At 59.6% G+C, this 24307-nt stretch carries 21 protein-coding genes; 8 read left to right on the top strand and 13 right to left on the bottom strand.

The window, feature by feature from the left end; all coding sequences use genetic code 11:
* The first annotated feature begins 4 nt into the window (after positions 1-4).
* Positions 5-1087: a chorismate synthase gene (gene aroC / locus QMZ18_RS15895; RefSeq protein ID WP_282607292.1), complete on the top strand. Its 1083-nt coding sequence runs from the start codon at positions 5-7 to the stop codon at positions 1085-1087.
* A gap of 30 nt (positions 1088-1117) precedes the next feature.
* Here the strand turns inward: aroC and QMZ18_RS15890 are convergent, their stop codons facing one another.
* Positions 1118-2413, bottom strand: coding sequence for a class I SAM-dependent RNA methyltransferase (locus QMZ18_RS15890; protein WP_282607291.1), 1296 nt, complete (start codon positions 2411-2413; stop codon positions 1118-1120).
* 321 nt (positions 2414-2734) lie between these two features.
* Here QMZ18_RS15890 and QMZ18_RS15885 point away from each other — a divergent pair, with 321 nt between their 5' ends.
* Positions 2735-4000, top strand: a complete 1266-nt coding sequence (locus tag QMZ18_RS15885; RefSeq protein WP_282607290.1) for a dienelactone hydrolase — start codon at positions 2735-2737, stop codon at positions 3998-4000.
* Between the two features lie 9 nt (positions 4001-4009).
* Here the strand turns inward: QMZ18_RS15885 and QMZ18_RS15880 are convergent, their stop codons facing one another.
* A complete protein-coding gene (locus QMZ18_RS15880) occupies positions 4010-4897 on the bottom strand; it encodes a LysR family transcriptional regulator (RefSeq protein WP_282607289.1) in 888 nt (295 codons plus the stop codon).
* Positions 4898-4993: 96 nt separating this feature from the next.
* Here QMZ18_RS15880 and QMZ18_RS15875 point away from each other — a divergent pair, with 96 nt between their 5' ends.
* Positions 4994-5914, top strand: coding sequence for a DMT family transporter (locus tag QMZ18_RS15875; protein ID WP_282607288.1), 921 nt, complete (start codon positions 4994-4996; stop codon positions 5912-5914).
* A gap of 69 nt (positions 5915-5983) precedes the next feature.
* Here QMZ18_RS15875 and QMZ18_RS15870 read toward each other — a convergent pair whose 3' ends face one another.
* The 4 genes from QMZ18_RS15870 to QMZ18_RS15855 all read right to left on the bottom strand — a co-directional run bounded on the left by QMZ18_RS15870 (position 5984) and on the right by QMZ18_RS15855 (position 8815).
* The gene (locus QMZ18_RS15870; RefSeq protein ID WP_282607287.1) at positions 5984-7357 is read right to left on the bottom strand and encodes a TAXI family TRAP transporter solute-binding subunit; all 1374 of its coding nucleotides are present in this window, start codon (positions 7355-7357) and stop codon (positions 5984-5986) included.
* A 190-nt stretch (positions 7358-7547) separates the two neighbouring features.
* On the bottom strand, positions 7548-7871 hold the full coding sequence (locus tag QMZ18_RS15865; protein WP_282607286.1) for an HlyU family transcriptional regulator: 324 nt from the start codon (positions 7869-7871) through the stop codon (positions 7548-7550).
* 57 nt (positions 7872-7928) lie between these two features.
* Positions 7929-8411 (bottom strand): isoprenylcysteine carboxylmethyltransferase family protein, encoded by a 483-nt coding sequence (locus QMZ18_RS15860; RefSeq protein WP_282607285.1) that lies wholly within the window; start codon positions 8409-8411, stop codon positions 7929-7931.
* Positions 8412-8413: 2 nt separating this feature from the next.
* Positions 8414-8815, bottom strand: coding sequence for a GFA family protein (locus QMZ18_RS15855; RefSeq protein ID WP_282607284.1), 402 nt, complete (start codon positions 8813-8815; stop codon positions 8414-8416).
* Positions 8816-8945: 130 nt separating this feature from the next.
* Between QMZ18_RS15855 and QMZ18_RS15850 the strand changes: the two genes are divergently transcribed.
* Positions 8946-9455: a GNAT family N-acetyltransferase gene (locus QMZ18_RS15850; protein ID WP_282607283.1), complete on the top strand. Its 510-nt coding sequence runs from the start codon at positions 8946-8948 to the stop codon at positions 9453-9455.
* Between the two features lie 110 nt (positions 9456-9565).
* On the opposite strand, the gene QMZ18_RS15845 is transcribed toward QMZ18_RS15850, so the two are convergent.
* Positions 9566-10015, bottom strand: a complete 450-nt coding sequence (locus QMZ18_RS15845) for a YqaA family protein (RefSeq protein ID WP_282607282.1) — start codon at positions 10013-10015, stop codon at positions 9566-9568.
* A gap of 162 nt (positions 10016-10177) precedes the next feature.
* Between QMZ18_RS15845 and sppA the strand changes: the two genes are divergently transcribed.
* The gene (gene sppA / locus QMZ18_RS15840) at positions 10178-12049 is read left to right on the top strand and encodes a signal peptide peptidase SppA (protein WP_282607281.1); all 1872 of its coding nucleotides are present in this window, start codon (positions 10178-10180) and stop codon (positions 12047-12049) included.
* 29 nt (positions 12050-12078) lie between these two features.
* On the opposite strand, the gene QMZ18_RS15835 is transcribed toward sppA, so the two are convergent.
* A complete protein-coding gene (locus QMZ18_RS15835) occupies positions 12079-12831 on the bottom strand; it encodes a TlyA family RNA methyltransferase (RefSeq protein WP_282607280.1) in 753 nt (250 codons plus the stop codon).
* Positions 12832-12960: 129 nt separating this feature from the next.
* Here QMZ18_RS15835 and QMZ18_RS15830 point away from each other — a divergent pair, with 129 nt between their 5' ends.
* A complete protein-coding gene (locus QMZ18_RS15830; protein ID WP_282607279.1) occupies positions 12961-13557 on the top strand; it encodes a ribosome-inactivating family protein in 597 nt (198 codons plus the stop codon).
* Between the two features lie 6 nt (positions 13558-13563).
* Here QMZ18_RS15830 and QMZ18_RS15825 read toward each other — a convergent pair whose 3' ends face one another.
* The 5 genes from QMZ18_RS15825 to QMZ18_RS15805 form a co-directional block, all read right to left on the bottom strand.
* The gene (locus tag QMZ18_RS15825) at positions 13564-15000 is read right to left on the bottom strand and encodes an MATE family efflux transporter (protein ID WP_282607278.1); all 1437 of its coding nucleotides are present in this window, start codon (positions 14998-15000) and stop codon (positions 13564-13566) included.
* Positions 15001-15126: 126 nt separating this feature from the next.
* Complete coding sequence (dxs, locus tag QMZ18_RS15820) at positions 15127-17070, bottom strand: 1-deoxy-D-xylulose-5-phosphate synthase (protein ID WP_322097224.1); 1944 nt, start codon at positions 17068-17070, stop codon at positions 15127-15129.
* A gap of 102 nt (positions 17071-17172) precedes the next feature.
* Positions 17173-18048 (bottom strand): polyprenyl synthetase family protein, encoded by an 876-nt coding sequence (locus tag QMZ18_RS15815; protein WP_282607277.1) that lies wholly within the window; start codon positions 18046-18048, stop codon positions 17173-17175.
* 45 nt (positions 18049-18093) lie between these two features.
* Entirely contained in the window at positions 18094-18354 is a 261-nt protein-coding gene (locus QMZ18_RS15810) for an exodeoxyribonuclease VII small subunit (protein ID WP_282607276.1), read from the bottom strand.
* A gap of 189 nt (positions 18355-18543) precedes the next feature.
* Complete coding sequence (locus tag QMZ18_RS15805) at positions 18544-19473, bottom strand: histone deacetylase family protein (protein WP_282607275.1); 930 nt, start codon at positions 19471-19473, stop codon at positions 18544-18546.
* A gap of 494 nt (positions 19474-19967) precedes the next feature.
* Between QMZ18_RS15805 and QMZ18_RS15800 the strand changes: the two genes are divergently transcribed.
* Both QMZ18_RS15800 and QMZ18_RS15795 read left to right on the top strand, forming a co-directional pair.
* Positions 19968-21080 carry an efflux RND transporter periplasmic adaptor subunit gene (locus QMZ18_RS15800; RefSeq protein ID WP_282607274.1) on the top strand — a complete coding sequence of 371 codons (1113 nt, stop codon included), beginning with the start codon at positions 19968-19970 and terminating at the stop codon, positions 21078-21080.
* Complete coding sequence (locus tag QMZ18_RS15795) at positions 21080-24277, top strand: efflux RND transporter permease subunit (protein ID WP_282607273.1); 3198 nt, start codon at positions 21080-21082, stop codon at positions 24275-24277. The genes QMZ18_RS15800 and QMZ18_RS15795 overlap by 1 nt, the downstream gene beginning before the upstream one ends.
* Positions 24278-24307 lie beyond the last annotated feature (30 nt).

The following is a 24307-nucleotide window of genomic DNA, read 5'->3' as shown; positions in this document are numbered from 1 at the left end:
TCCCATGCCCGGTAACGCCTTCGGCGAAAGCTTCCGCTTCACCACTTGGGGTGAAAGCCACGGTCCTGCCATCGGCTGCGTGATCGACGGTGTGCCGCCGCTTGTGCCGCTTCAGGAGTCCGACCTGCAAGGTTGGCTGAACGCGCGCAAACCCGGACAGTCGCGCTTTACCACTCAACGCCAGGAAGCCGACGAGGTCAAAATTCTCTCAGGCGTCTTTGAAGGTGTGACGACGGGAACCCCGGTTTCTCTGGTCATCGAGAACACAGATCAGCGCTCAAAGGACTACAGCGAGATCAAGGACAAGTTCCGCCCGGGTCACGCCGACTACACTTACTGGACCAAGTACGGTGTGCGCGACTATCGGGGCGGAGGGCGCTCTTCGGCCCGCGAGACCGCCATGCGTGTGGCCGCGGGAGGTGTCGCCCGCAAAGTCTTGGATCATGTCCTGAAGGACGGCGTGAGCATCCGTGGAGCCCTTGTGCAGATGGGTCCGCACCTCATCGACCGGGATAAATGGGATTGGGTCGAAACCGGCAACAATCCTTTCTGGTGCCCCGATGCAGGAGCCGCCGCTGAGTGGGCCGATATCCTCGATACTGCCCGAAAGAGCGGGTCTTCTCTGGGGGCCGTGGTCGAGGTAGTGGCCAGCGGCGTTCCCGCGGGGCTGGGCGAGCCGGTCTACGACAAGCTGGACGCGGACCTGGCCAAAGCCATGATGAGCATCAATGCGGTCAAGGGTGTCGAGATCGGCGCCGGTTTCGCCAGTGCTGCGTTCTCCGGTGAGGAAAACGCCGACGAGATGCGCATGGACGGCAACAGGATCGCTTTCTCTTCGAACCAGGCCGGCGGCGTCTTAGGCGGCATCAGCAGTGGCCAGGATGTGGTCGTCCGCTTTGCGGTCAAGCCGACCAGCTCGATCCTCAGCCCCCGCAAGACGGTCGATATCTTTGGCAAGGACACCGAGATCTTCACCAAAGGCCGGCACGATCCCTGTGTGGGGATCCGTGCGGTTCCGGTCGGCGAGGCGATGATGGCCGTGGTGCTGGCCGATCACCTGCTGCGCAACCGCGCGCAGTGTGGATGATCGCCGGCAAGACCGGCCGCTCTCAAAAAATTAGTTTCGTTTGAAACAAGCCACCAACTCGACGTGACCCGACCAAGGGAACTGGTCGACAGGAGTGACTTCGGTCAGCTCATAACCACTATCAACCAAAATCCGAGCATCACGCCCAAAAGTATTGGGATTGCAGGAAACTGCAATGACTGTGGCTATGCTCGAATCCCCAAGCTCAAGCGCCTGATCCCGCGCACCGGCCCGCGGCGGATCAAAGACCACGCAATCGCCACCTTCCAATTCATCGGCACCGACCGGCTGGCGCATCAGGTCGCGCTGTTCGACAGTTATCCGGTTGGCGAGATCCGCACGCCGTGCCGCAGACCAAAGAGCTGCGACCGAGCGCTCGTCGCCTTCGACCGCATGGACCCGCGCCCGGGCAGCCAAGGGAAAGGTGAAGGTTCCCGCCCCGGAAAATAGGTCGGCAATGGTCTCCGCAGCCTTGGGCACGAAGCTCATGACGAGATCGGTTAAAGTCCGCTCGCCCTCGACACTGGGTTGCAGGAAACCGCCCGGCACCGGCTCCACAGCAATACCGCCAAAGGAGACCTGCGGACCTCGCCGCACGCTCAGCGGTTCACTCTCTTCATCCGGGTGCTGCCAGGACAGGCGCGCCAGATCTTGGGCTTCGGCGAAAGCCGCCCAGTTTTCACGCGCCTGAAGATCCAGGTTCGCCGCCGAGGAGATCAGAAGGTCGAGACCAGTCTGCGTTTCCGTGACCACGATATCTGCCTGTTCCCTCTCGGCCAGTGCCGCCGACAGGGCAGCGCGTAACGGTGCGATCAATGCCCTCAAGCCGGGTGTAACCAGGAGGCAGGTTTCGAGATCAACAATGAAACGGCTTTCCCGGCCGTTAAAGCCAAGCCGCAGTTTCTTGCCCTGCTTGAGAGCCCGCAGCGACATACGTCGCCGGCTGCCGGGCGCCGTTTGAATCAGGGGCGCAACAATGTCGGCAGAGAATCCGCGCCGCTCGAGTCCCTGAACCACGAGATCACGTTTCCATTCGCCATATGGCGCCGGATCGAGATGCTGCACTGTGCAGCCGCCGCAGGGTCCGAAATGCGGGCAGGGTGGGTCGACACGGCCTGAGCCGGTCTCCAGCAGCTCGACAACTTCGGCCTTCAGCCCGCCGCCCCGCTCGCCTTGGATCCGTGCAATCACCCGATCGCCCGGAAGGGTCATCGGAAGGAACACCGGGCGCCCATCGAGCTGTGTCACGCCATCTCCGCGTGCCCCCAATGTCTCGACGGTCAGTTCCATCTGCCGTCCACCGCCGCGCCGCGTTTTCCGCCGCATTGCCTAAACTTCCTTGTTGTATCGCGCGCACCGTCATCTCAGGCGCCTCGTCAAAGCTGGCGCAGATTAGCCATTCCCTCCGGGGACGCAAGAGACGCGAAGACACAACTTAACAGGTGCCACTCCCAAAGGCGGTTGTGATAGTTTGCTCTTTGAGAACATCCAGCTTCAGGAATCTTTCTTTGATATCGGCGAAAACAATCAGCCAGCACTCAGGCACAAGGCTTCCGGTCGGCGCGGGAACCGCGAGAGAAGGTAGCAGGACACGTGAAACCAGTTATCAGCGCCGCATTCATCTGGGCACTGCTCACAGGAACGGCAGTGGCAGAAAGTAATCGTATCGACCAGATACGCCCGGATGCTCCGGAGCTGGCGGCACATGGCCCGCACGCGATCGGCGTTCGGACCGTCGAGGTGGTCAATCCGGATCAGATCGACATTCTTTCGGTTCAGACCGGTCAGGCGCTACCCCGATACGATCGCGCCCTGACTCTGGAGGTCTGGTATCCGGCCGCGCTTGCTGAAAACGAAGACCAGGGAAGCAGTTATGAGGTTTTCCTCAGAGATGGCAAGACCCAGGTCGAACTCCAGGGCAAGGCCGTCCGTGACGCCCCTCCCCTGACCACAGGCGGATCCTGGCCGCTGGTGCTGATCTCACACGGCTATCCCGGCAACCGCTTCTTGATGAGCCATCTTGGTGAGAATCTGGCAACAAAGGGTTACGTCACGGTCTCCATCGATCACACCGACAGCACCTACCGCGACAAGGCGGCTTTCGGCAGCACTTTGGTCAACCGTCCTCGCGATGTTTCCTTTGTGCTAAGTGAAATCAGCCGCTTCGCCGTCGAAGAAGGGCATTTCCTCGCAGGTATCGTCGATACGTCGAAAACCGGCCTGATCGGTTACTCCATGGGCGGCTACGGCGCCATCATCACCGCGGGTGGCGGCGTTACCGGAAAAAGCATCGACTACGACTGGGGGGCGCCTGCCAGAACGCTGAGCGCCCATCAGGCCGGCAGCGAGAGCCACGAAGCTCAGGTGGACCCCAGGATCAAGGCGGTCGTCCCCATCGCTCCCTGGGGAATGACCAGGGGCTTCTGGGATGCACAGGGACTGGCCGGGATGCGGATACCCGCTTTCTTTATGGCGGGCAACCAGGACGAAGTTTCCGGATACGAGGACGGTGTCCGGGCAATCTTCGAGCAAAGCATCAATGCGGAACGCTATCTGCTGACCTTCGATCATGCCGGCCACAATGCAGCCGCACCGATCCCGGCGCCTGTCGAATCCTGGCAGCCGGTCGAGAATCTGGAATTCGCGCCCTTCAGGCATTACGCCGACCCGGTTTGGGACACGCTGCGCATGAACAATATCGCCCAGCATTTCGTGACCGCCTTTTTCGGCAAACACCTCAAGAGTGATGCCGGATTGGCCGACTATCTTAAACTCGTTATTGATCCGAAAGACGGCGTACACGCCCTTAACGACGACGGCACGCCCAAGCCCGAACACAGCTATTGGAAAGGCTTCGCGGAAGGCACGGCGCGCGGTCTCACGCTGCACCACAGGATACCCGGCCGAAATTAGAGTCCTGCCTTAGAGCTTCATAAAATCGATAAAGATCCTCAGGAGTTCAAGGCGTGCATTCTCTCTCGGGAAGTAGAGATAGAAGCCCGGCCGCTCGGTGACATAGGCGTCGAGCACGGATTCCAACCCTCCCGCTTCCAGCTCCTCCAGAACCTCTGCGCGGAAGTTCTGCCCGATCCCCAAACCGTCCCGGGCCGCATTCATGATCGCTTCGAAGCTGTTGACGATCAAACCGCCCGACACATCGACCGTATATTCGCCGTCGGGCCCGACGAAGCACCAGTCATAGAGTCTTTTGGAATTGATGTAGCGGTAACGGATGCAGTTGTGGTTCAGCAGATCCTGCGGCTGTTCCGGGCGGCCGTGTTTTTCGAAATAGGCGGGCGCTGAAAAATAGGCGCCCTTCAAAGGCGGCGTCAAGCGCACGGCAATCATGTCTTCGTTAATGCTGCCGCCGAGCCGGACACCGGCGTGGAACCGTTCGGCGATAATGTCGACGAAGGCCTCATTGAAGGAAAGGTCGAGTTGAATCTCAGGGTACGCCTGCTGAAAGGCCGCAAGTTTCGGCGCAATCGACAGACGGTACGCGCCGTAGGGCAGCGTGAGCCGCAAGTTGCCCTTTTTTGCTCCGCCGACGCCGCGCGCATCCTCCAACGCCTCATGAAGATGCATCATTGCGGGCGCGGCCTTTTTCAGCAGAGCCCGGCCGGCATCGGTTAACTGGACCGAGCGGGTCGTCCGCGCGTAGAGACCGACACCGATCTGCTCCTCAAAGGCCTTCAGGTGATGACTGACGACTGGTGGCCGCACGCCAATGGCCGTTGCAGCCGCCCGCAGCGAACCATGCTCCGCAACAGCTAAAAACACCTCCAGGCCAGCGATCGGTAGTTTTCTCATTATTCGTTTTTATCAAATTCTCTATACTATTTATACCATCTATATAAAACAATTGAAGTGATCTATCCATGCTTTCGTTGAGGTGGGAGTAGCAGCATGGATAGAGACGAAGGGCGACAGAAACAGGTCTTTTTGGGCATCGTCGCGATTGTGGCGACGGTCTTTCTGATGTCTTTCACCGACGCCCTGGTGAAATACGTCAGCGCCGACTTTCCCCTCTGGCAGCTCTACGTGATCCGTTCCTTCATGGCGATAACGATTCTCGCTGGTATTCAGCTGTTTGGCCGCCGCCAAAGAGGGGCCCGGCCCAAGTTCATCGCCTGGGTCACGCTGCGTTCCCTGCTGCTGGCGATGATGTATCTGGCAATCTACGCCGCAATCCCTGTGCTGGAGCTCTCCGTCATCGCCGCCGCCCTCTATACCGCTCCAATATTCATCGCCCTCCTCTCGGCCTGGTGGATTGGCGAACCTGTGGGATTGCGGCGTTGGCTGGCTGTGATTTTTGGCTTTGCCGGTGTGATCGTGATCCTGCGCCCCGGCGGCGAAGCCTTCTCGCTGCTGGCGCTGATCCCGGTCATCGCCGGCCTTTGCTATGCCCTTGCAGCCATCATCACCCGCAGCAAATGCGCCGACGAGTCTCCCATGACCCTCTCTCTGGCACTGAACTTCGCGCTGCTTGCCGTCGGTCTGATTGCAACAGCAGCACTCGCCATCTGGCAGCCGCTTGAAGCAGGCGGAAATTACCCGTTCCTTTTCGGGGCCTGGGTGGCGGTGACTCCGGAAGACTGGATCTTTCTAACCCTGCTAGCCACTCTGATCGTCGTCATTTCCATCGGCTTTGCCAAAGCCTACCAGCTCGGCCCGCCGGTGATCATCGCCACCTTCGACTACGCCTATCTTGGCTTTGCAGCGCTCTGGGGTTTCGTGCTCTTTGCAGAGATTCCCGATGGGGTTACGCTCGCCGGTATCGCCATGATCGCCACCGCGGGCCTGATTGTCGTGGCCGCGCCGAAATAAAAACCGTGCCGCCTGACAGCGCCGGGGTCAGCGTAACAACTCGTTTTCATGTAAACGGATCAATTCCCCTTAACCCACCACCGCCGCGTCGTCTTCGTCGCTGGGCGCGTCCTCGACCTTGCGGCGGAGGAAATCGATGTGCAGGCGCAGGGTGTAGGCGCTGGCGGCAAAACCGGCCGGTACCGAGACCTGTTCGACCGACTGCTCGATCTGATCAAGGCGCGCGGTGGCATCTTCGCGGGAGATCGCGTCGGCGCGCAGCTTGTCGTCCAGGGCCTGCAGGTCCTTATACCAGCGGTTCACCTTGGAGCGCATACGCCAGCTGTATGTCGGCGGCAGCACCTTGAACAGTGGATAGAGCAGCGTCAGCAGCGGCAACAGCAGGATCTTGAGACGGTCGATCAGATTGGCCGCCCAGAAAGAAAGATAACGCTGTAGGAACGGGGGGCCTTCGTCATAGAAGCGCTGGGCCGCCGGCTCCAGGGGATAGGTCACGAAATTGCCGGTGGGAAAGGCGCTCGGTTTCTCCAGGCGTCCGCCACCGCGATGCACATCACGCATGGTCAGCAGCAGCAGATCGGCCAGCGCCGGATGAAGGGCCGGCGAGGTGACGATTGTTGCGGTCGGAGCCAGCAAGACCTTGTCTTCCGCGGGCAGATTTACTGCCAGATCGACCGTTCCCTTCGGCAAGAGGACTTTTGACAGATAGTCATTGCGCCGGACGTAGGCGTCGGCACGCTCGAAACTCATCAGTGCGATACCGGGCGCAGCAAGCAGGGTCCGAATGCGTGGCGAAGTCGCCGAGGTCACGAAGACGGCTGCATCAACGGCGTCCGACAACAGCGCTTTTTCAGCCGACGCACCACCGATCGGAACCAGATCAGCGGTTTCATCTGTAATGCCGTTGTCGGCCAGCAGCGCGAGTGCAACCGCGCGGGTGCCGCTGCCGTCGGCACCGACAGCTACACGCAGGCCGGCGAGTTCGGTCAGACGCCGGGGTTGCCCTTCGGCCCGGACGAAAACCCAGAGTGGCTCGTAGTAAACGCTGCCCAGCGAGGTCAGTTCAGGATAATCCTCTGGCCTGCCGATCCCGCTTTGCATGAAAGCAACAGGCACCTCGGCCTTGTCGTCGGCAAGAAGCGCCAGGTTCTCGCTGGACCCTGCCGAGGTCTTCAAGACCAGCTCGATCCCTTCTTCGCGAAAGCGTTCCGCATAAAGCTTTCCGAAGGCATGATAGGCACCGCTTTCCGACCCGGTTGCCATAACAATCCGATCGGGCGGCGGCGGTCCGACGAACTGATAGGCTACGACGAAACCGGCGATCACCAATACCAGCGCAGGTGCAATGATGGCGATCTGTGCCCAGAGGCTTTGAAAAAGCCGGCGGCGCTTATCCCCGTTCTTATGGCTTCCCTGCTTATCGCCTTGCGTTCCCGCAGCCATTCGGCCTCACTTCCCCCAAATACCGGCGCGACCCGTTACGTTCGATGAGATCCGAACCTCCCCAGATTCGGCCTCCCTTTTTGTAAAAGGTCTCATCTCAGTTGAATCCGAGCAAGGTTTCGTTGGGAAATCAGGTTGGTTTGAGCGTCATCGCGCGTGCGGTACGAGTGAATTGTGGCTCGCTTCAGCTTCAGGTGTGGCCACTAGCCGCGCCGTCGGCAAAAAGGCGCTCGCCCTGTTCGTCAATGATCTGCTGACCCTTGCGGATGCTGTAGGTCTCAGCTTCTTCGCGCGAAGAAAACAGGTCGGCCCGAATGAAGACGCGTTCCAGATCGCCATCGTCGCCCGGCTTGATGATCACACCCGCCAAGCGCCACTGGTTATCGGCTTTCTCTGGTGCCGCACGGATTTTCAAGCCCTCATAGTCAACCGCTTCGCTGCGCTGAGGAGCAGTGTTGTCTTCGGGTGGCTTGCCGGTCAAACCGCCAAGTATGCGGGAAAGGAAAGATGCCATGGACCTAATCTATCACGTCACGGCGTCTCTGCAATCGTCTCGAATAGATCGTGGAATTCAGATCCAGCGCCGCACCCTGGCTTTGTACTGCAGGTAAGCCTCGCCGAACTTGCTCTCCAGATAGACTTCTTCCCGACCGATGACGTAAAGGCGGATCACGATCAGGCAGGGAACGAGAAGAACGAGTGCCGCAATACTCGAAGCCGCCAAGGCCAAGCCTGTATAGACAAGTGCCATGGCCAGATAGATCGGGTTGCGGCTGTATCCGTAAATCCCGTCGTCGATGATCGCCGTGGTCGGCTTCCAGGGTTCGATATTAGTCCCGGCCCGCCTGTGGCGAGGCGCACTGGCGATCATCAGCACGAGTCCGACAAGACTAAATATTCCGCCCGCCACCATCCAGGCTGTACTGGCCAGTCCGCCTGCGATCCAAGATGAATCGACCGCGAGCCCTGCCAGGAGCGGAATCAGAAAGATCAGCGGCGGTGGAAAGCGAACGCCAGCGTGATCTGTCGAACTGTTTTCCTCATCGCCGGACATGTCTATGCCCCTCCACCGTGATCGTGACGCGGCAAGCCGTCATTGATATCGGCCCAGGGTAGCCGTTCCGCGAAATGCACGTGAAAGTCCGGCTCGAAATCCCCCGGATTTTCGAGGCTGGCAGCGTAAAAGTGGATTTCATCGGGGTAACGGTCACTCTCATAGGCCATCGGCGTCCCGCAATTTGCGCAAAAAAGGCGCCGGACGCCGGGGGAGGACTCGTAGACAGCCGGCACTGCACCGGTAAAGCGCGAGGTCTTACAGGGCACGCCCATAAAGGTTGAAAAGGCGGACGAGGTATTGCGCCGACAGCTTTCGCAGTGGCAATGCCCACGCCAGTTCTCGGGGCCGTCGTACTCAAAGGAAACCTGTCCACAGAGGCAGTGGCCTCGCTTTTTCGACATCGCACTTACTCCCGGCAATTCGAATTCCGGTGGCCTTTCCGGAACTCGCGGCGTGATTGTAGACTGTAACGAACGGTGGCTTTTTGCTATCTGTGATTCCAGGATTCAGGATACCGCGAAAGGCGGCGCAATGACATCAGAGGATACGCAGTCAGTCACCCGGTCGTCATCGCTGGCGCTGGTCGAGATCACCGCCAAGACCGTTCGGAAGATTACGGCGTTGAAGGTCGCACCATCGCAACAGCGTTTCGTTGCAAACAATGCAACTTCGATCGCTGAGGCCTACTTCGAAAGGGGCGCCTGGTTCCGGGCCATCCATGCCGACGACACGCCCGTCGGATTCGTGATGCTGTTCGATCCGAGTCTTTCTGGCGCAAAGCCCCTGGAAAATGGCAAGGCGAGCGATATCTGGCTCTGGCGCTATATGATCGCCGAACCCTTCCAACGACACGGCTTCGGCCGCAGCTGCCTGGATCTGATCGTCGAACACGCCCGCAGCCGCCCAGGCATGACCGACCTGCTCGCCAGCTACGTTCCTGGCCCTGGATGCCCGCGGGATTTCTATCTGAGGTACGGCTTTACCGAGACCGGCCGAACCTGTGCGGAAGGCAGTGAGAACGAAATATCGCTGCCGCTTTAAGGCCGCTCTAATAGGGCCCTGGACCGCATCAAATTTTGTCTAACTTAGTTAGAATGGATTTGCTGGTGCGACAGATCGCCAAGAGCGATTCCGTCTACACCAGATCTACTCTAAGCGACCACGGCGACAACGCCCCAGGCGATGAAGGCATAACGGGCCGCCTTTGCGAAAACCACGATCGCAATAAAAGGCAGAAAGTTTGTTCGCAGAACGCCGGCAACCAAGGTAATCGGATCGCCGATCAATGGCATCCATGACAGCGTCAGCGACCAGATTCCCCAACGGCGGTACCAGGCCTCGGCCCGGGCAAACTCGTCCTCGTTGACCGGAAACCATTTCCGGTCCCGGTAGCGGGAAAAGAACCGCCCCAAGGCCCAGTTGACGACGGACCCCAGGCAGTTTCCCAATGTCGCAACCACTATCAGAAGAACCGGCCCTTCGCGCGCCCAGGCGCCGCCGTCTGCTGCCAACAGGCCGATCAACACGGCTTCGGAACTGCCGGGCAACAGGGTAGCCGAGGTAAAGGCGCTGACAAACAAGAGCCAGAGCGACGCCGCCATCACATTACTGCCGTCACTTAAGCACCACTCCTGTTTCGCGCCGTTTCCTATTGATCCGCCGGTTTTGTCAGGATGTGCGAAGAGCTGGGTCGGAGCAAGTCGACTGTCGAAATTAACGTTGCCGCCAGCCTTCACGCGACACTATATAGCTAGGCGAAGATAGTGACCGCCCATACCACCGCTAGCGTCAACTCCGCTGCGGGCATCAATGACAGGAACAGATCTGAAACCATGAAGGTTATTCTCTTTCTCTTGAAGTGCGTCGTGGGACTCTTCGCGACGCTGGGCTTCGCGCTGGTCCTGGTGATCGGCTTTTCCCTGTCCACGGTGCGCGATGACATCGCCCGCTTCGACTACGGGCCGGAGCCCCTGCCCGAGCGCATTGTTCTGCAGTTGGATCTAGCCAACGGCGTCAGCGAAGCCAGCCCCCAGTCGCCCTTTGGACGCGCTTCACAAGGACGCGGGATGGCTCTGCGCGATCTTGTCGATGCCCTTTCGCGTGCCAGCAGCGACCCACGTGTTGCAGGTGTGATCGCAAGGGTCGGGCGTGGTTCGCTTGGCATTTCCCAGGTTCAGGAATTGCGCGACGCGATCGCCGACTTCCGGGCGACCGGAAAATTCTCGGTTGCCTTCGCCGAATCCTTTGGCGAGGGCGGTAACGGAACCCTGCATTATTATCTCGCATCGTCTTTCGAAGAACTCTGGCTGCAGCCCTCAGGTGATGTGGACATCACCGGCATTCGAATTGAGAGTCCTTTTATCCGCGGGCTCCTTGACGAATATGGGGTAAAGCCGCGTATCGGTCAGCGCGAGGAGTATAAGGGCGCGGCTGGTTTTCTGACTGACAGGGCAATGTCCGCACCGGTCCGCCGCAATCTGCAGCAGCTTGTGGATTCCTGGCTGACGCAAATCGTGGAAGGTGTTGCTGATACACGTGGCCTGGATCAAGACGACACGCGCGCTCTGATCGATCGCGCCCCCCTGTCCGCCGCGGACGCGAAGGACGCAGGTCTCGTCAGCCAGTTGGGCTATTGGGATGCCGTCCTCGAATCGGTGTTGCCAGGAGAAGAATCAGGCTCGGTCAACATCCGCGATTACTACGCAGCCCTTGAAAGGGAGTCGTCGGAAGGCCCGATCATCGCCCTTGTCCACGGCGTCGGTGCAATCGCGCTGGCGGAAAGCGATGACGGCGCCTTCGGCAGTTCGGAGATCATGGGATCGGACACGATAGCCGACGCGCTGAGCACTGCAATCGACGACCCCAATGTAGCGGCGATTGTCTTTCGGGTCGACAGCCCCGGCGGATCCTACGTAGCCTCGGACACCATATGGCGCGAAGTCGTGCGAGCGCGCGAAGCCGGCAAGCCGGTGATCGTCAGCATGGGTGGCCTTGCAGCCTCAGGCGGTTACTTCGTATCGGCCGCCGCCGAGCGGATCGTTGCCAATCCGGCCACCATCACAGGCTCGATCGGCGTCGTATCAGGTAAGGTCGTGCTCGACGATCTCTGGAGCGGTTTCGATATTGCCTGGGACGGCGTCCAGGCCGGCCGTAACGCCGACATCTGGAACGGTAACCGGGATTTCACCAGCCAACAGTGGCAGTTGCTGCAAACTTCGCTCGACCGGGTTTACGCCGATTTCACCCAAAAGGTCGCCGAGGGGCGCGGTTTGCCTCTAAGTCAGATCATGACCTCGGCAAAAGGTCAGGTCTGGACCGGGCGTGATGCCAAAGACTTGGGCCTGGTTGACGAACTGGGTGGTTTCGCTACGGCCTTAAAGCTGGCACGCAACGCGGCCGGCTTGACTGAAGGCCAACCCCACCAGCTGAAGGTTCTGCCAGAAGGCTCTTCGTTTGAAGATCTGATCCGCGACATGCTGGCGGGCGATTTTAGCGGTCCGGGAATCAACGGGCTGGTACGCAGCCTCGCGCGTTTTGCGCAGGTCGTCGCGCCCTTTTTGGAAGCGGTAGAAAGTGTCACAGCGGATCCGCGTAGCCGCACGTTGGAAGCACCGCAACTGCGCGTCACTCAGTAGCTTGCTGGAACGGAATTGGTTGGGGCCGGTTATGCCGCAGTTCGGCGGGCCGCAATCAAAAACTCGACGTTACCCTCTGGCCCCTTGATCGGGCTTTCGGTGATTCCCGTCACCGACCAGTCCGGCAGGGATTCGACCCACGCCCGAATCTCGTCGCAGACCTGCTGATGGAGTTCGGGGTCACGAACAACGCCGCCCTTGCCGACCAGTGCCTTGCCGACCTCGAACTGCGGTTTGATCAGGGCGAGTAACCGTGCATTCGGCTTTGTAAGGGCGAGCGCCGCCGGCAACACGGTCCGCAGACCAATGAAGCTGGCATCGCAGACGACCAGATCGACCGGTTCGCTGATCTGTTCTTCCGTAAGGTGGCGGGCATTGCAGCGCTCAAGGACGACGACGCGTGGGTCCTGGCGCAGTTTCCAGGCGAGCTGGCCATGCCCGACATCCACTGCAAAGACCTTCTCGGCACCGCCGCTCAGCAGTACGTCTGTAAAGCCGCCGGTCGATGCCCCTACGTCCAAGGCGATCATCCCGTTTGGATCGATCTCGAAGGTCTCCAGACCCTTGACCAGCTTTAGGCCTCCACGGCTGACCCAGGGATGATCCTGGCCTTTGAGTTCCAAGGCAGCATCGTCGGCGAGGGTCTGGCCCGGTTTATCGATGCGGCGCGTCTCGCTGTAAACCAGCCCGGCCATGATCAGCGCCTGGGCGCGGCTGCGGCTCTCCACCAACCCGCGCTCCACCAGCAGCTGGTCTACCCGTTGCTTGCGAACTTTGCTCATGTGGTCTGCTGTAGTGCATTTTCGAACAGCACGACAACGGAAAACAACGACCGCAAGGTCTTCTCTCTTGTTTCAATCTTTTTTTGTTTGTGTAAATATGATTAATCGAAACCAGCGGGGCAGCGATGAATGAGTGAAGTGATCCGGGTCGCCTGTAAGACCTATCGCGGCGATCTTGCTGCAGTCCGCAAGAATTTTGCTCTCAGCCGGGCTGGACAGGATGTCTGTATCCGTCTCGAATGTGCCATCCCGGATACGCCTGTCCAAGACGCGATCGAGGTCTTTGTCAGCCGGCGGGACATCTATCTGATCGGCCTGAGAAACGAGCATGCCGGCATCAAGTTTGTGGACAGCAATCCGATCATCGATAACGTCGACTTCACCAGAACCCTGTCCTTCAGTCCGAACTATTCAATCCTGGGTGCCTGGAGCGAGGACTTTGCCTACCGGGGGATCTGGCCGTTCCACAATGCGATCGCCAAGCTGGCGGCCGTGACGAAGGATTCAACTTTCGGTCCGGCGGAAAGCAAGGCTCTGATCCTGGTAATCTTTATGGTCTCGGAGGCCCTGCGTTTCTGGACTCTCGACAAAGCCGTTGCGGAAGCGATCTGCGGCACCAGCCTGTTCCGTTTCGTCGACTGGAAAGACAGGGTGAATAATTGGGATAACCTGTCCAAGGGTGATCAAAGCGGTGCCCTGGACGGCGTCATCCTGCCGTCGCTGTAGATACGGTCAGGCCGTCGCCAGAGCGACTTTTTCACGGTAATCCAACGCGCTGCCCAGGCGTGCGAAACGCCACAGCAAAGCCACCGCAACAGCCGTCAGGCCCACCGCAAGACCAATCCAGATCCCGAGCCCGCCAAGCCCCTGGACGAAGCCCAGGTAATAGCTGGTTCCAAATCCAACGAACCAATAGCCGATCGCCGAAATAATCATGGGCATGGCTGTATCCTTGAGGCCGCGTAGAGATCCCGCACCGACAATCTGAAGCCCGTCGACAATCTGGAACAGCGCCGCGATGCCCAAAAAGGAGACCGCAAGTGCAATGGGTTCAGCGTTCTGCGGCAGAGCCGGGTCCAGAAACAGGCTGATCAGCGCACCCGGGAAAAACCAGAACAGCATCGCAGAGGCCATGCAGAAGACCGCAGATAGCCCAAAGGATGACCAGCCCGCCCGCCACACGGCTTCCGCATTACGGCGCCCGGCGGCAAGCCCGACCCGGATGGTCGCCGCGTGGGACACTCCTAGTGGAACCATGAAGGCGACGGCCGCACATTGCAGCGCAATGGCATGCCCGGCAGTGGCCGAGACACTGATCAAGCCCATCATGAAAGCGGCAACCGCGAACATACCGGTCTCGGACACAACGGAAACACCGATCGGCAGGCCGACCTTCAGGATCGAAACGAAAATCGTCCAGTCGGGCTTCCAGAAACGCACGATGATCGCAAAGCGCTTCATGCGCCGGTCCATCGATACAAAGGTGAGCATCACCGCAAACATGGCAAAGTTCACGATGGAAGTCGTAATCCCGGCCCCCAGCAGACCGAGCGCCGGGAAACCGAACTTGCCGAACATCAGTGCGTAGTTACCCAGTGCGTTAGCGAAAACGCCGAACAGGGTCACAAAGAGGATCGAACGCGGCCGTGACAGCGCCGAAACGAAGCAGCGCAGAACGATCAGCCAGAGCGCCGGCAGCAAGCCCCAAACGGCGGCCTGAAGATAGAGCTCTGCGAGTTCGGCATTGATCTCACTCTGACCAAAGGCATGAAAGAAGGGCCGGACATTGTAGATGACAACGCCGAAGGGAATGACCACCAGAATAGCGACCCAGAAACCCTGGCGGACCGTCCGGCGAACCGTGCGGTACTGGCGGGCCCCCAGAGCCTGAGCACAGATCGGCGCGACGGCTGTTAGAAGACCAAGGCCAAAAAAGAAAAAGGGCGTGTAAAAGGAACTCGCCAGGGTACCCGCCGCCAACTCCTGCGGTCCCAGCCAGCCCATCATCAAAACGTCGGTCGTATGGATTGCGATTACCGCCAGCTGGGTAAGTACCAACGGCAGCGCCAGGACAGAGGTCGCCCGGACCTCGTCCCACCAGGGGGCGAAGCTGCCTTTGGCCCCAACGCTCCGATCAGCGCGGCCGGATTTGTCCAAACTTGCAACCATGCGCAGCACTATGCCGGAAAGAACAAGCAGACTGAAGAGTTGAAAACGCAGAGCCGCTATGCGTGATTCCCGCCATCACCGCACACCGCACCGGCTTGATCGATCAACCGTGCAACTGCCCGAGTGTCAGAGAGTCGACTGGAGCCGTACCGACTGTGCTTCCTCTTCAAGCCCCAGGGCCTGCAGCGCGGCGGCAACGATCGCCGTTGCGTCAACGCCACCGACTTTACGCTGCACGTCGGGCTTGTCGTGATCGATAAACTGGTCGGGCAGATGGAGCGGACGGAACTTAAGTCCCTGATCGAAGAGGTTCGCCGAGATCATGCAATGCATCACCTGGGTCGCAAAACCACCGACGGCACCTTCCTCGACGGTGATCAGGACTTCATGCTCGCGGGCGAGCCTGAGCACCAGATCCTCATCGAGCGGTTTGGCGAAGCGTGCATCCGCGACCGTCGTCGAGAGCCCTCGGGCCGCTAGATCATCGGCGGCCTTCAGTGCGTCCTGCAGGCGCGTACCATAAGACAGCACTGCGACTTTAGTTCCCTCGCGCAGCACCCGGCCCTTGCCAATGGCCAGCGGGGTTCCGCGTGCAGGCATTTCCAGACCGGTCGCCTCCCCCCGTGGAAAGCGGAAGGCGGAAGGCGCGTCATCGATTTGTGCTGCAGTCGCCACCATATCCATGAGCTCGACTTCATCGGCGGCCGCCATCAGCACCACGCCGGGCAGGCAGCCTAGATAGGTGATATCGTAGCTGCCTTGATGTGTGACCCCATCGGCACCGACCATGCCCGCACGGTCGATGGCAAAGCGCACCGGCAGCTTCTGGATGGCAACATCGTGAACCACCTGGTCGTAGGCACGCTGCAGGAATGTCGAATAGATAGCGGCAAAAGGTTTGAAGCCTTCACAGGCCAGCCCGGCGCAGAAGGTCACGGCATGCTGCTCGGCAATCCCAACGTCGAAGGTGCGGTCCGGAAATTCCTGCCCGAAAAGATTAAGTCCGGTACCCGAAGGCATAGCCGCTGTTACCGCGACAATCTTGTCGTCCTGCTCCGCTTCGGCGATCAGTGCTTTGGCAAAGACGTTCTGGTAAGCCGGTGCCTTGGGCGTCGGCTTCGCCTGCTTGCCCGTCACCACGTCGAAGGTTGCCACGCCGTGATACTTATCGGCTGATTGCTCGGCAGGTTCGTAGCCTTTGCCCTTCTGGGTCACCGCGTGGATCAGAACGGGGCCGTCGTGATCGCTGTCGCGCACGTTCTTCAGGACCGGCAGAAGGTGGTCCAGATTGTGGCCATCGATCGGACCGATGTAAAAGAACCCCATTTCCTCGAACAGAGTCCCGCCGGTCAGCATACCGCGGGCATATTCCTCGGCCCGCCTGGCGGCATTTTCCAGCGGCTTGGGAAATTTTTTCGCCACTTCCTTGGCCAGACTGCGCACCGAATGGAAGGATCCGGAGGAAATCAGCTTCGAAAGGTAAGCACTCATGGCACCGACCGGCGGCGCGATGGACATATCGTTGTCGTTCAGGATCACGATCAAGCGGCTGTTCATGGCGCCGGCATTGTTCATGGCTTCGTAGGCCATACCGGCCGACATGGAGCCGTCACCGATCACCGCAATGACATCATTCGAACGCCCGGCGAGATCCCGGCCGACGGCATAACCTAAACCAGCCGAAATTGAAGTCGAGCTGTGGGCCGCACCGAAGGGGTCGAACGCACTTTCCTTGCGGCTGGTGAAACCGGAGAGGCCGCCGGGCTGCCGCAGACTGCGAATACGGTCACGCCGGCCCGTCAGGATCTTATGGGGATAGCACTGGTGCCCGACATCCCAGATGAGCTTGTCATCGGGCGTATTGAAAATGTAGTGCACGGCGACGGTCAGTTCGACAACACCAAGACCCGCGCCCAGATGACCGCCGGTCACAGAGACCGCGTTGATCATCTCCACGCGCAGCTCGTCCGCCAGCTGGCGCAGCTGATCTTCATCAATCTGCCGCAACTCGTCCGGTGTCGACACACTATCGAGCAGCGGTGTCTGTCTGTTGTGACCGATCTGGCTCACTTCTCTACCTCGTTACCCAGAAGCTTGTTATCCTCCAGGCGGTTATGCGCTTATGCTACACAACTGGAACAGAAAGGCTCCAGAAACTGTAACTTCGCAGGATTACCGGGTCCGTTCCAGCACGAATGTCGCCGTTTTACGCAGAATATCGGCACGATCTCCAAAGACATCGAGGCTGTCGCACGCCTGCGCAACGAGACCCGATGCCATTTCGCGCGCGCCCTCAATACCAAGCTGTCCGACGAAGGTCGCCTTTCCCGCGGCCATATCCTGGCCCGTGGGTTTGCCCAATGCTTCCGGCGTCGACTCGCTGTCCAGCAAATCGTCCACGATTTGAAAGGCCAAACCCAAGCTCGTGGCGTAATCCCGCAGCGCCTGACGCGCCTGCGGCTCGGCCTGTGCCAGGATTGCACCCGCCTGACAGGAGAAGACAATAAGCGCGCCGGTTTTAAGTTCCTGCAGCGTGGTAATACCCGCCAGATCAAGCTGGTCGCGGATCGGTGAAAGATCGATCATCTGACCACCGACCATACCAGCAGCACCTGACGCGGCGGCCAAACCGCCAACAAGCTCGCAGCGGACCGCAGGATCCGGGTGGCCGCCAGAGCCGGCAAGAACCGCAAAGGCTTCCGTCAGCAGACCGTCGCCTGCCAAAATCGCAGTCGCATCATCGAATTTCACATGCACGGTCGGATGACCGCGCCGCAGATCGCTGTCATCCATGGCCGGAAGATCGTCGTGGATCAAACTGTAGCAATGGATCATCTCGACCGCCGCTGCCGTATCCAGTGCCGCGGCCTCGCTCAGTCCGAACAGCTGGGCCGATTCCACGACCAGGAAAGGCCGGAGGCGCTTGCCGCCGCTCAGGGCCGAATAGCGCATGGCCTCCACCACCCGCCCGCGCGGTCCTTCGACCAGCGGCAGCAACGCATCCAAACGTCGGGTCACCGACTCTGCGCGTGCTGTAAGACGTGACATCAAAGGTGTCATAGGGCCGGACCCTGGAGGCGAAGCGGAGAGGTCTCAGCCGACATCAAACGCTTCGGTCTTAATCTCGCCACCTGGCGAGAGGCTGATCTTCTCGACCTTTTCCTGGGCGTCACGCAGTTTGCTCTCGCAATGTGCCTTAAGCTCGGCGCCCCGCTGATAGGACGCAATGGCGTCATCGAGCTTCCCGTCGCCCCGCTCCAGGGCGCCCACGATATGACGCAGTTCTTCCAGCGCCTCTTCAAAGGACATCTTCTGCACATCCGCAGGGATTGTTTGAGTAGCGTTTTCCGCCATCGTTTTGTCCTTAACCTCTCATCCTCGGGGGCCGTGGAACCGGCCCAACCTGTCTGGAACATCTTATCAGCAGATAAACGATTCTGATTGTCTATCGCTTTCACTAGTCCTAATCGCTGTCATCTCGGCGCGCAATGGCAAGCCTGAAGAACCAGCTCTAATGCCGCTTCGATCCTTTTCGTCTATGCCCTAAGCCGCCATCAGACTCCTGACGTGAGCAGCCGTCGAACTTGCCAGAGCCGCGAGATTATATCCGCCTTCAAGAGTGGAGACGATCCGTCCCGCACAGGCGTGACGCGCAACCGCGACCAATTCGTCCGTCGCCCAGACATAGTCCTCCTCCAGAAGTTCAAGATTAGCCAAGGGATCATCTCTATGAGCATCGAATCCGGCGGAAATCAGGATGAAATCTGGGTCAAAGCGTGTCAGAGCCGGTAGAACCCTCGTCCGCATTGCATTACGGAATTCTTCGGAACCCGCGCTCGGCGAAAGCACAGCATTACAAATGTTGGTCGCTACGCCACGTTCCTGCGGCGCGCCGGTCCCGGGATACAACGGAGACTGATGGGTGGAAGCGTAGAAGAGATCCGGGTCGTTCCAAAAACTTGCCTGGGTTCCATTGCCATGATGCACGTCGAAATCGATCACGGCGATCCTGTGGCAGCGGTGCACTTCGCGGGCATGGAGCGCTCCGACGGCGACGTTGTTGAACAGACAGAAACCCATGGCCTGATCCGGCTCCGCATGATGTCCAGGTGGCCGGACCGCACAAAATGCATTGTCGGCCTCCCCTGTCATCACCGCATCCACCGCGGCACAGAGCGCGCCCGCCGCCCGCAGAGCCGCTTCGCCTGAACCCGGCGAAAGGATGGTATCGCCGTCTATACCGCGCCATCCACTCTCCGGAACCGCAGCCAGGAGGCTGTCAACATAGGGTTGCGGATGAACCCGTGCAATCTGCTCGACCTCGGCACGGGGCGCGTCACGACGCTCTAGGGCTTCAAACTCGGGTGCAGCCAGAGCCTTCAGCACGGCCTCAAGCCGTCCCGGGCACTCCGGATGCATTTCGCCCGGGTCATGGCGAACGCAGGCCTCATGGCTGTACAGCAGCGTTGTCATCACAGGTCCTCCCAAAAAAACTCTGACCGGTAGCCCCTAGAGGCGCCGGTTTCTAATCATTTAGAACTCGGTCGTCCCATGCCGGATCACGTTGAGACACGAAGCAGCCTCTTCATTCTGCGCTTTGAAGGCGATTCATATAATTGACCAACTCCATCGAGAACGATCCTACTCTAGGTCATAACAATCCGGTGACCGCCTCGACAAGGCCAACCCAACGGACTGGGCGGAAAAGCCGCACTTCTTCAGGCTCTAGACACCTTTTGGCGATGAATGGGTGGGCCGAAGGCAACCGTGAATAGGCGGTATGGATTCACGATTTGTACCTGTGGTGACATTGACAGCAGGCGACAAATGGCCAAATGTCCAGGGTACACTATATAGTTTAGCCACTTGAGAAGACTCTTAGAGAACACTGTGCGGGCCCCGGTGGAAGGTTCGCGCATGCCGGGGTGGAGGATATCCTGCTTAGTCGTCGCGCATTTGGAGTTGGGTTGAAAAGCAGGACACGGCTGCTGACCGGTCTGATCATAACTGCCTGCGCACTATTTGCCCTGCTGTCCCCGGCCATAGCTCAGGATGCGCCCCTGGTGCGGGTCGATCTCGTCCGGGTGGAGCCTTTATCTCAAACCGCTGCCGTCATTGGACGCCTTGTTGCACGTCAGGCCGGAGACGTATCGGCGCGGATCAACGGCCCCGTAGAGCGTTTCGATGTGGAAATCGGCGACCGGGTCGAGGCCGGGCAGGTTCTCGCCGCGCTCAACAACAGCTATTTGGTAGCGCAGCGTGACCTTGCGAAAGGCGAACTAGCGGGTGCCCAGGCCAACCTGAAAACCAGAAAAGCCCGACTCACCCTGGCAAAACAGACTTTGGCCCGACTGGAAAGGCTTAAGAAATCGGCTGCTTTTAATCAGTCACGCTTCGAAGACGCGCGACAGGAAGTTGTCATTGCACAAGCGGAAGTCGCCCAGGCCGAAGCAGCGATCCTGAGCCGGTCCGCCGACAAGCGCGCAGCCGACATCAATCTGGGCTATGCAACTATAACCGCTCCCTACAGTGGCGTTATCACCCGCCGCATGACCGAGGCCGGCGCCTACGTTCAAACTGGTCAGGCGGTGGTGCAGATGGTCGCCGACCGGTCGCTTGAAATCGAGGCGGACGTTCCTTTCCGTTTCGTCAGCGGCCTGACACCCGGTACGAAAGTGCGGGTCGCGCTCGACGATTCGACGACACACGAAGCTTGGGTCCGCGCCATGGTGCCGAACGAGAACCCTTTGACCCGCACGCGCGCCGTACGGTTCAACGCCCGCTTCGATCATTCCGAAAGCCCTCTGGCGAACGAACAAAGCGTGACGGTCTATGTCCCGATCGGGGCGCGACGAGATGTCTTGACCGTCCACAAGGATGCGGTGATCAAGCGCCCCGAAGGTGCGATCGTCTACGTGGCCGACGGTGAAACCGCCAAGCTGCAGCCGGTTGATCTGGGCGTTGCCGTCGGCAATCGTCTGGTGGTCGAACGCGGATTGAAAGAGGGTCAAAAAGTGGTTGTGCGCGGAAATGAGCGCTTGCGGCCCGGGCAATCGATCAGGGTCGACGGAGCCAGCTGATGAACCTGATCAAGCTCTCCATCGAGCGGCCGATCGCAGTCATCTCGGCTGTGCTGATGGTTGTCATGTTCGGCTTGGTAGCTCTTCAGTCCATCCCAATCCAGCTGGCGCCCGATGTTAACCGGCCCGTCATCACCGTAAAGACTTTCTGGCCGGGCGCGGCACCAGCGGAAATCGAACGCAACATCGTCAACCGCCAGGAGGAGGTTCTCAAAGGTCTGGAAAGTGTCGAAACGATCTCGAGCAGTTCAAGTCAGGGCAGTGCTTCTGTCACTCTTGAATTCAAAATCGGCACCAATATGGACCGGGCTCTCCTGCTGGTCTCCAACCGCTTGGATCAAGTCACCGGCTACCCGGAAGAAGCCGACGAACCAAGCCTGAATACCGCCGGCAGTGAGGACTCGCCCATTGCCTGGTTTATCATTACCCGGGTCGATGGGAACGATCGGCCAATCCATGAATACGGTGACTTCCTGAACGATGTGGTTAAGGAGCGCATTGAGCGTGTGACCGGCATCAGCGAGGTAGATATCTACGGCGAGGCGTCACAAGAAATCGAAATTATCGTCGAACCGGAGCTACTGGCCCGCTATGGGATGACCGTTAGCGAAGTCGTGACGGCTCTGCGGCGCGCCAACGCCTCCGTCAGCGCAGGCAACGTCGATGAGGGCAAACGCCGTTACATCGTGCGCACCGAGGGTGAACTCGACACCGTTGCCAAGATCAACGACGTGGTGATCCGCTCGGACAGCGGTGGCGATGCGGGCCGCCTTGCGAGAGTCACGGTGGGTGATATCGCGGAAGTGCGCTTTGGCTACACCGACCCTTCGTCCAGCATCCGCATGTTGGGACAACAAGCCATCGCCTTGCCCGCCAAGCGGGAAACCGGAGCTAACGTTATCGAGACCATGCGCGGTGTACGCGAGGCGGTTGACGAGCTGAAGCGGACGGTGATCCCAGACTCCGGGCTCAAAATGAGGCAGGTTTACGACGAAACCGTCTACATCAATTCGTCAATCGAGCTGGTCCAGCAAAACATATGGGTCGGCGGTGCGCTGGCGGCGCTTATACTCCTGGTATTCCTGCGATCTCCCCGCGCCACACTAGTGATTTCCGTAGCCATACCGGTCTCGGTAATCGGATCCTTCGTCGCTATGGCGGCGCTCGGCCGTTCGATCAATGTGATTTCACTGGCTGGACTCGCCTTCGCCGTCGGTATGGTTGTTGATGCGGCCATCGTCGTCCTCGAAAACATCTATCGCATGCGCGAATCTGGCAAACCTACGGCGATTGCGGCTTATCAGGGCGCGCAGCAGGTCTGGGGTGCGATCCTGGTCTCCGCCCTAACAACGGTGATGGTCTTCATTCCGATTCTGGTTATGCAGTTGGAGGTCGGTCAGCTCTTCCGTGACATTGCGGTTGCAATCTCGGTTTCGGTCCTCTTGTCACTGGTCGTGTCGATCACGGTCCTCCCCGCGCTCGCGAACCGCCTGCTCGGCGGCGCGGGCCATGGCCGGGAACCGGATTTCAACCGAGTGCCCCTTCCCGGTATCGACCATTTCGCTTCGGCCTTCGTCGCCATGGTGTTGGGTTTTACCCGGGGTGTGGTCCGAAATCCGGCGATCGCATTCCTGGTAGTGGCCGTGGTCACAGGAAGTGCCTCCTTTGCGGCCTGGAAATTCCTTCCAGAGCTAGAATACCTACCAGAGGGCAATCGGAATTTGGTCTTCGGCCGGATGATCCCACCACCAGGTTACAACCTGGAGACCACAACCGATATTGCGGAAACTATCGAAGCGGCGACACGGCCACTCTGGGCCAGTGAAACCGGCGCAGAGTCCGAAGAGGGCCAACCGCCGAAAATGGAACGCTTCTTCTTTGTCGCCCGCCGCTCCTTCACCTTTCTCGGCGCAGTCTCGGTTGACCCGCAACGCGCCAGCGACCTAGTTCCTGTTTTGCGGGACCTCCTTCAGCAAGAACCTGGCACCTTCGGCTTTGTTAGCCAGCCCTCGCTTTTTGGGCGTGGGATCGGTGGCGGACGCAAAATCGAGCTGGATATCACGGGACCTGATCTGGAGACTATACTCGGCGTTGCACAGCGTGCGACCATCAAGATGTTGACTGTTCTACCGCTCGCAGACGGCAATCAATTCAGACCAAGGCCCGGCCTGGAATTGGGCGCGCCCGAGGTCAGAGTAATCCCGGATCGCGTGCGCTTGGCCGACAATGGTGTCACCGCGCGCGAGCTTGGCGAGGCGGTGGACACATTCAACGATGGTCTGCGTGTCGCCGAAATCACGGTCGGCAACAAACGCCTCGACATGATGCTGCAGGGGCCCGACAAGAACGTCACAGAAACCCAAGGCATCGGCAATCTGCCTGTGGTCACCTCAGACGGTCAGATCATTCCTGTCACGTCACTCGCTAACGTCATCCTGACCAGCGGCCCGACCCAAATCCGCCACCGGGAAAACTTCCGCGCCGTTACACTGGAGCTACGCCCCTCACCCAACGTTCCGTTAGAAACCGCGCTGGAAGTAATCCAGAAGGACGTGATCGACGCCGTTCTCGCGGAAGGCGTGCCACCGGGTATCCGATTGGGCATGTCGGGAACAGCCGACAAGCTGTCGCAGACCTGGGCCGCGATGATCCTGGATCTCGCCCTGGCTTTGGCAATCGTCTACCTGGTGATGGCAGTCCTTTTTGAGAGCTTTCTCTATCCCCTGATCATTCTGCTTTCGGTGCCGGTCGCCGCGGCAGGCGGTGTCGGTGGCCTGGTCATCCTCAATCTGTACGGTGGCAATCAGTCCCTCGACATGCTGACCCTGCTGGGCTTCGTCATTCTGGTCGGGATCGTGGTCAACAACGCGATCCTGCTGGTGCATCAAACCCTGTTCCACATACGCGACGAGAACTACCCGCCGCACGATGCCATCATCGAAGCGACCCGCAACCGGATCCGGCCGATCTTCATGTCGACCTTGACCAGTGTCGTCGGGATGTTGCCGTTGGTGGTATTCCCGGGCGCAGGGTCCGAGCTCTATCGCGGTCTTGGTTCCGTAGTGGTCGGTGGCCTCTCCCTCTCAGCCGTTCTGACCCTGCTTTTAATCCCGCCCATGCTGGCGATCCTGGTCGGCCCGATCGAGCGGCGCCGTCGCAGCCGGCTCCCTCAGGCGGAACTGGCAGCCGGCGAATAGCGGCCGACTTCCTTGCGCCACAGTCGGCGG

The organism is Pelagibius sp. Alg239-R121 (assembly GCF_947331435.1).
Classification (GTDB): domain Bacteria; phylum Pseudomonadota; class Alphaproteobacteria; order Kiloniellales; family Kiloniellaceae; genus Denitrobaculum.
This window is presented reverse-complemented; position numbering and strand designations above follow the sequence as displayed.

What these genes read in the sequence shown, in the direction of transcription:
- aroC (WP_282607292.1), top strand. Translation starts at nt 5, where the DNA reads ATGCCCGGTAACGCCTTCGGCGAAAGCTTCCGCTTCACCACTTGGGGT.
- QMZ18_RS15890 (WP_282607291.1), bottom strand. Translation starts at nt 2,413, where the DNA reads ATGCGGCGGAAAACGCGGCGCGGCGGTGGACGGCAGATGGAACTGACC.
- QMZ18_RS15880 (WP_282607289.1), bottom strand. Translation starts at nt 4,897, where the DNA reads ATGAGAAAACTACCGATCGCTGGCCTGGAGGTGTTTTTAGCTGTTGCG.
- QMZ18_RS15875 (WP_282607288.1), top strand. Translation starts at nt 4,994, where the DNA reads ATGGATAGAGACGAAGGGCGACAGAAACAGGTCTTTTTGGGCATCGTC.
- QMZ18_RS15870 (WP_282607287.1), bottom strand. Translation starts at nt 7,357, where the DNA reads ATGGCTGCGGGAACGCAAGGCGATAAGCAGGGAAGCCATAAGAACGGG.
- QMZ18_RS15865 (WP_282607286.1), bottom strand. Translation starts at nt 7,871, where the DNA reads ATGGCATCTTTCCTTTCCCGCATACTTGGCGGTTTGACCGGCAAGCCA.
- QMZ18_RS15860 (WP_282607285.1), bottom strand. Translation starts at nt 8,411, where the DNA reads ATGTCCGGCGATGAGGAAAACAGTTCGACAGATCACGCTGGCGTTCGC.
- QMZ18_RS15855 (WP_282607284.1), bottom strand. Translation starts at nt 8,815, where the DNA reads ATGTCGAAAAAGCGAGGCCACTGCCTCTGTGGACAGGTTTCCTTTGAG.
- QMZ18_RS15850 (WP_282607283.1), top strand. Translation starts at nt 8,946, where the DNA reads ATGACATCAGAGGATACGCAGTCAGTCACCCGGTCGTCATCGCTGGCG.
- QMZ18_RS15845 (WP_282607282.1), bottom strand. Translation starts at nt 10,015, where the DNA reads ATGGCGGCGTCGCTCTGGCTCTTGTTTGTCAGCGCCTTTACCTCGGCT.
- QMZ18_RS15835 (WP_282607280.1), bottom strand. Translation starts at nt 12,831, where the DNA reads ATGAGCAAAGTTCGCAAGCAACGGGTAGACCAGCTGCTGGTGGAGCGC.
- QMZ18_RS15830 (WP_282607279.1), top strand. Translation starts at nt 12,961, where the DNA reads ATGAGTGAAGTGATCCGGGTCGCCTGTAAGACCTATCGCGGCGATCTT.
- QMZ18_RS15825 (WP_282607278.1), bottom strand. Translation starts at nt 15,000, where the DNA reads ATGGTTGCAAGTTTGGACAAATCCGGCCGCGCTGATCGGAGCGTTGGG.
- QMZ18_RS15815 (WP_282607277.1), bottom strand. Translation starts at nt 18,048, where the DNA reads ATGTCACGTCTTACAGCACGCGCAGAGTCGGTGACCCGACGTTTGGAT.
- QMZ18_RS15810 (WP_282607276.1), bottom strand. Translation starts at nt 18,354, where the DNA reads ATGGCGGAAAACGCTACTCAAACAATCCCTGCGGATGTGCAGAAGATG.
- QMZ18_RS15805 (WP_282607275.1), bottom strand. Translation starts at nt 19,473, where the DNA reads ATGACAACGCTGCTGTACAGCCATGAGGCCTGCGTTCGCCATGACCCG.
- QMZ18_RS15795 (WP_282607273.1), top strand. Translation starts at nt 21,080, where the DNA reads ATGAACCTGATCAAGCTCTCCATCGAGCGGCCGATCGCAGTCATCTCG.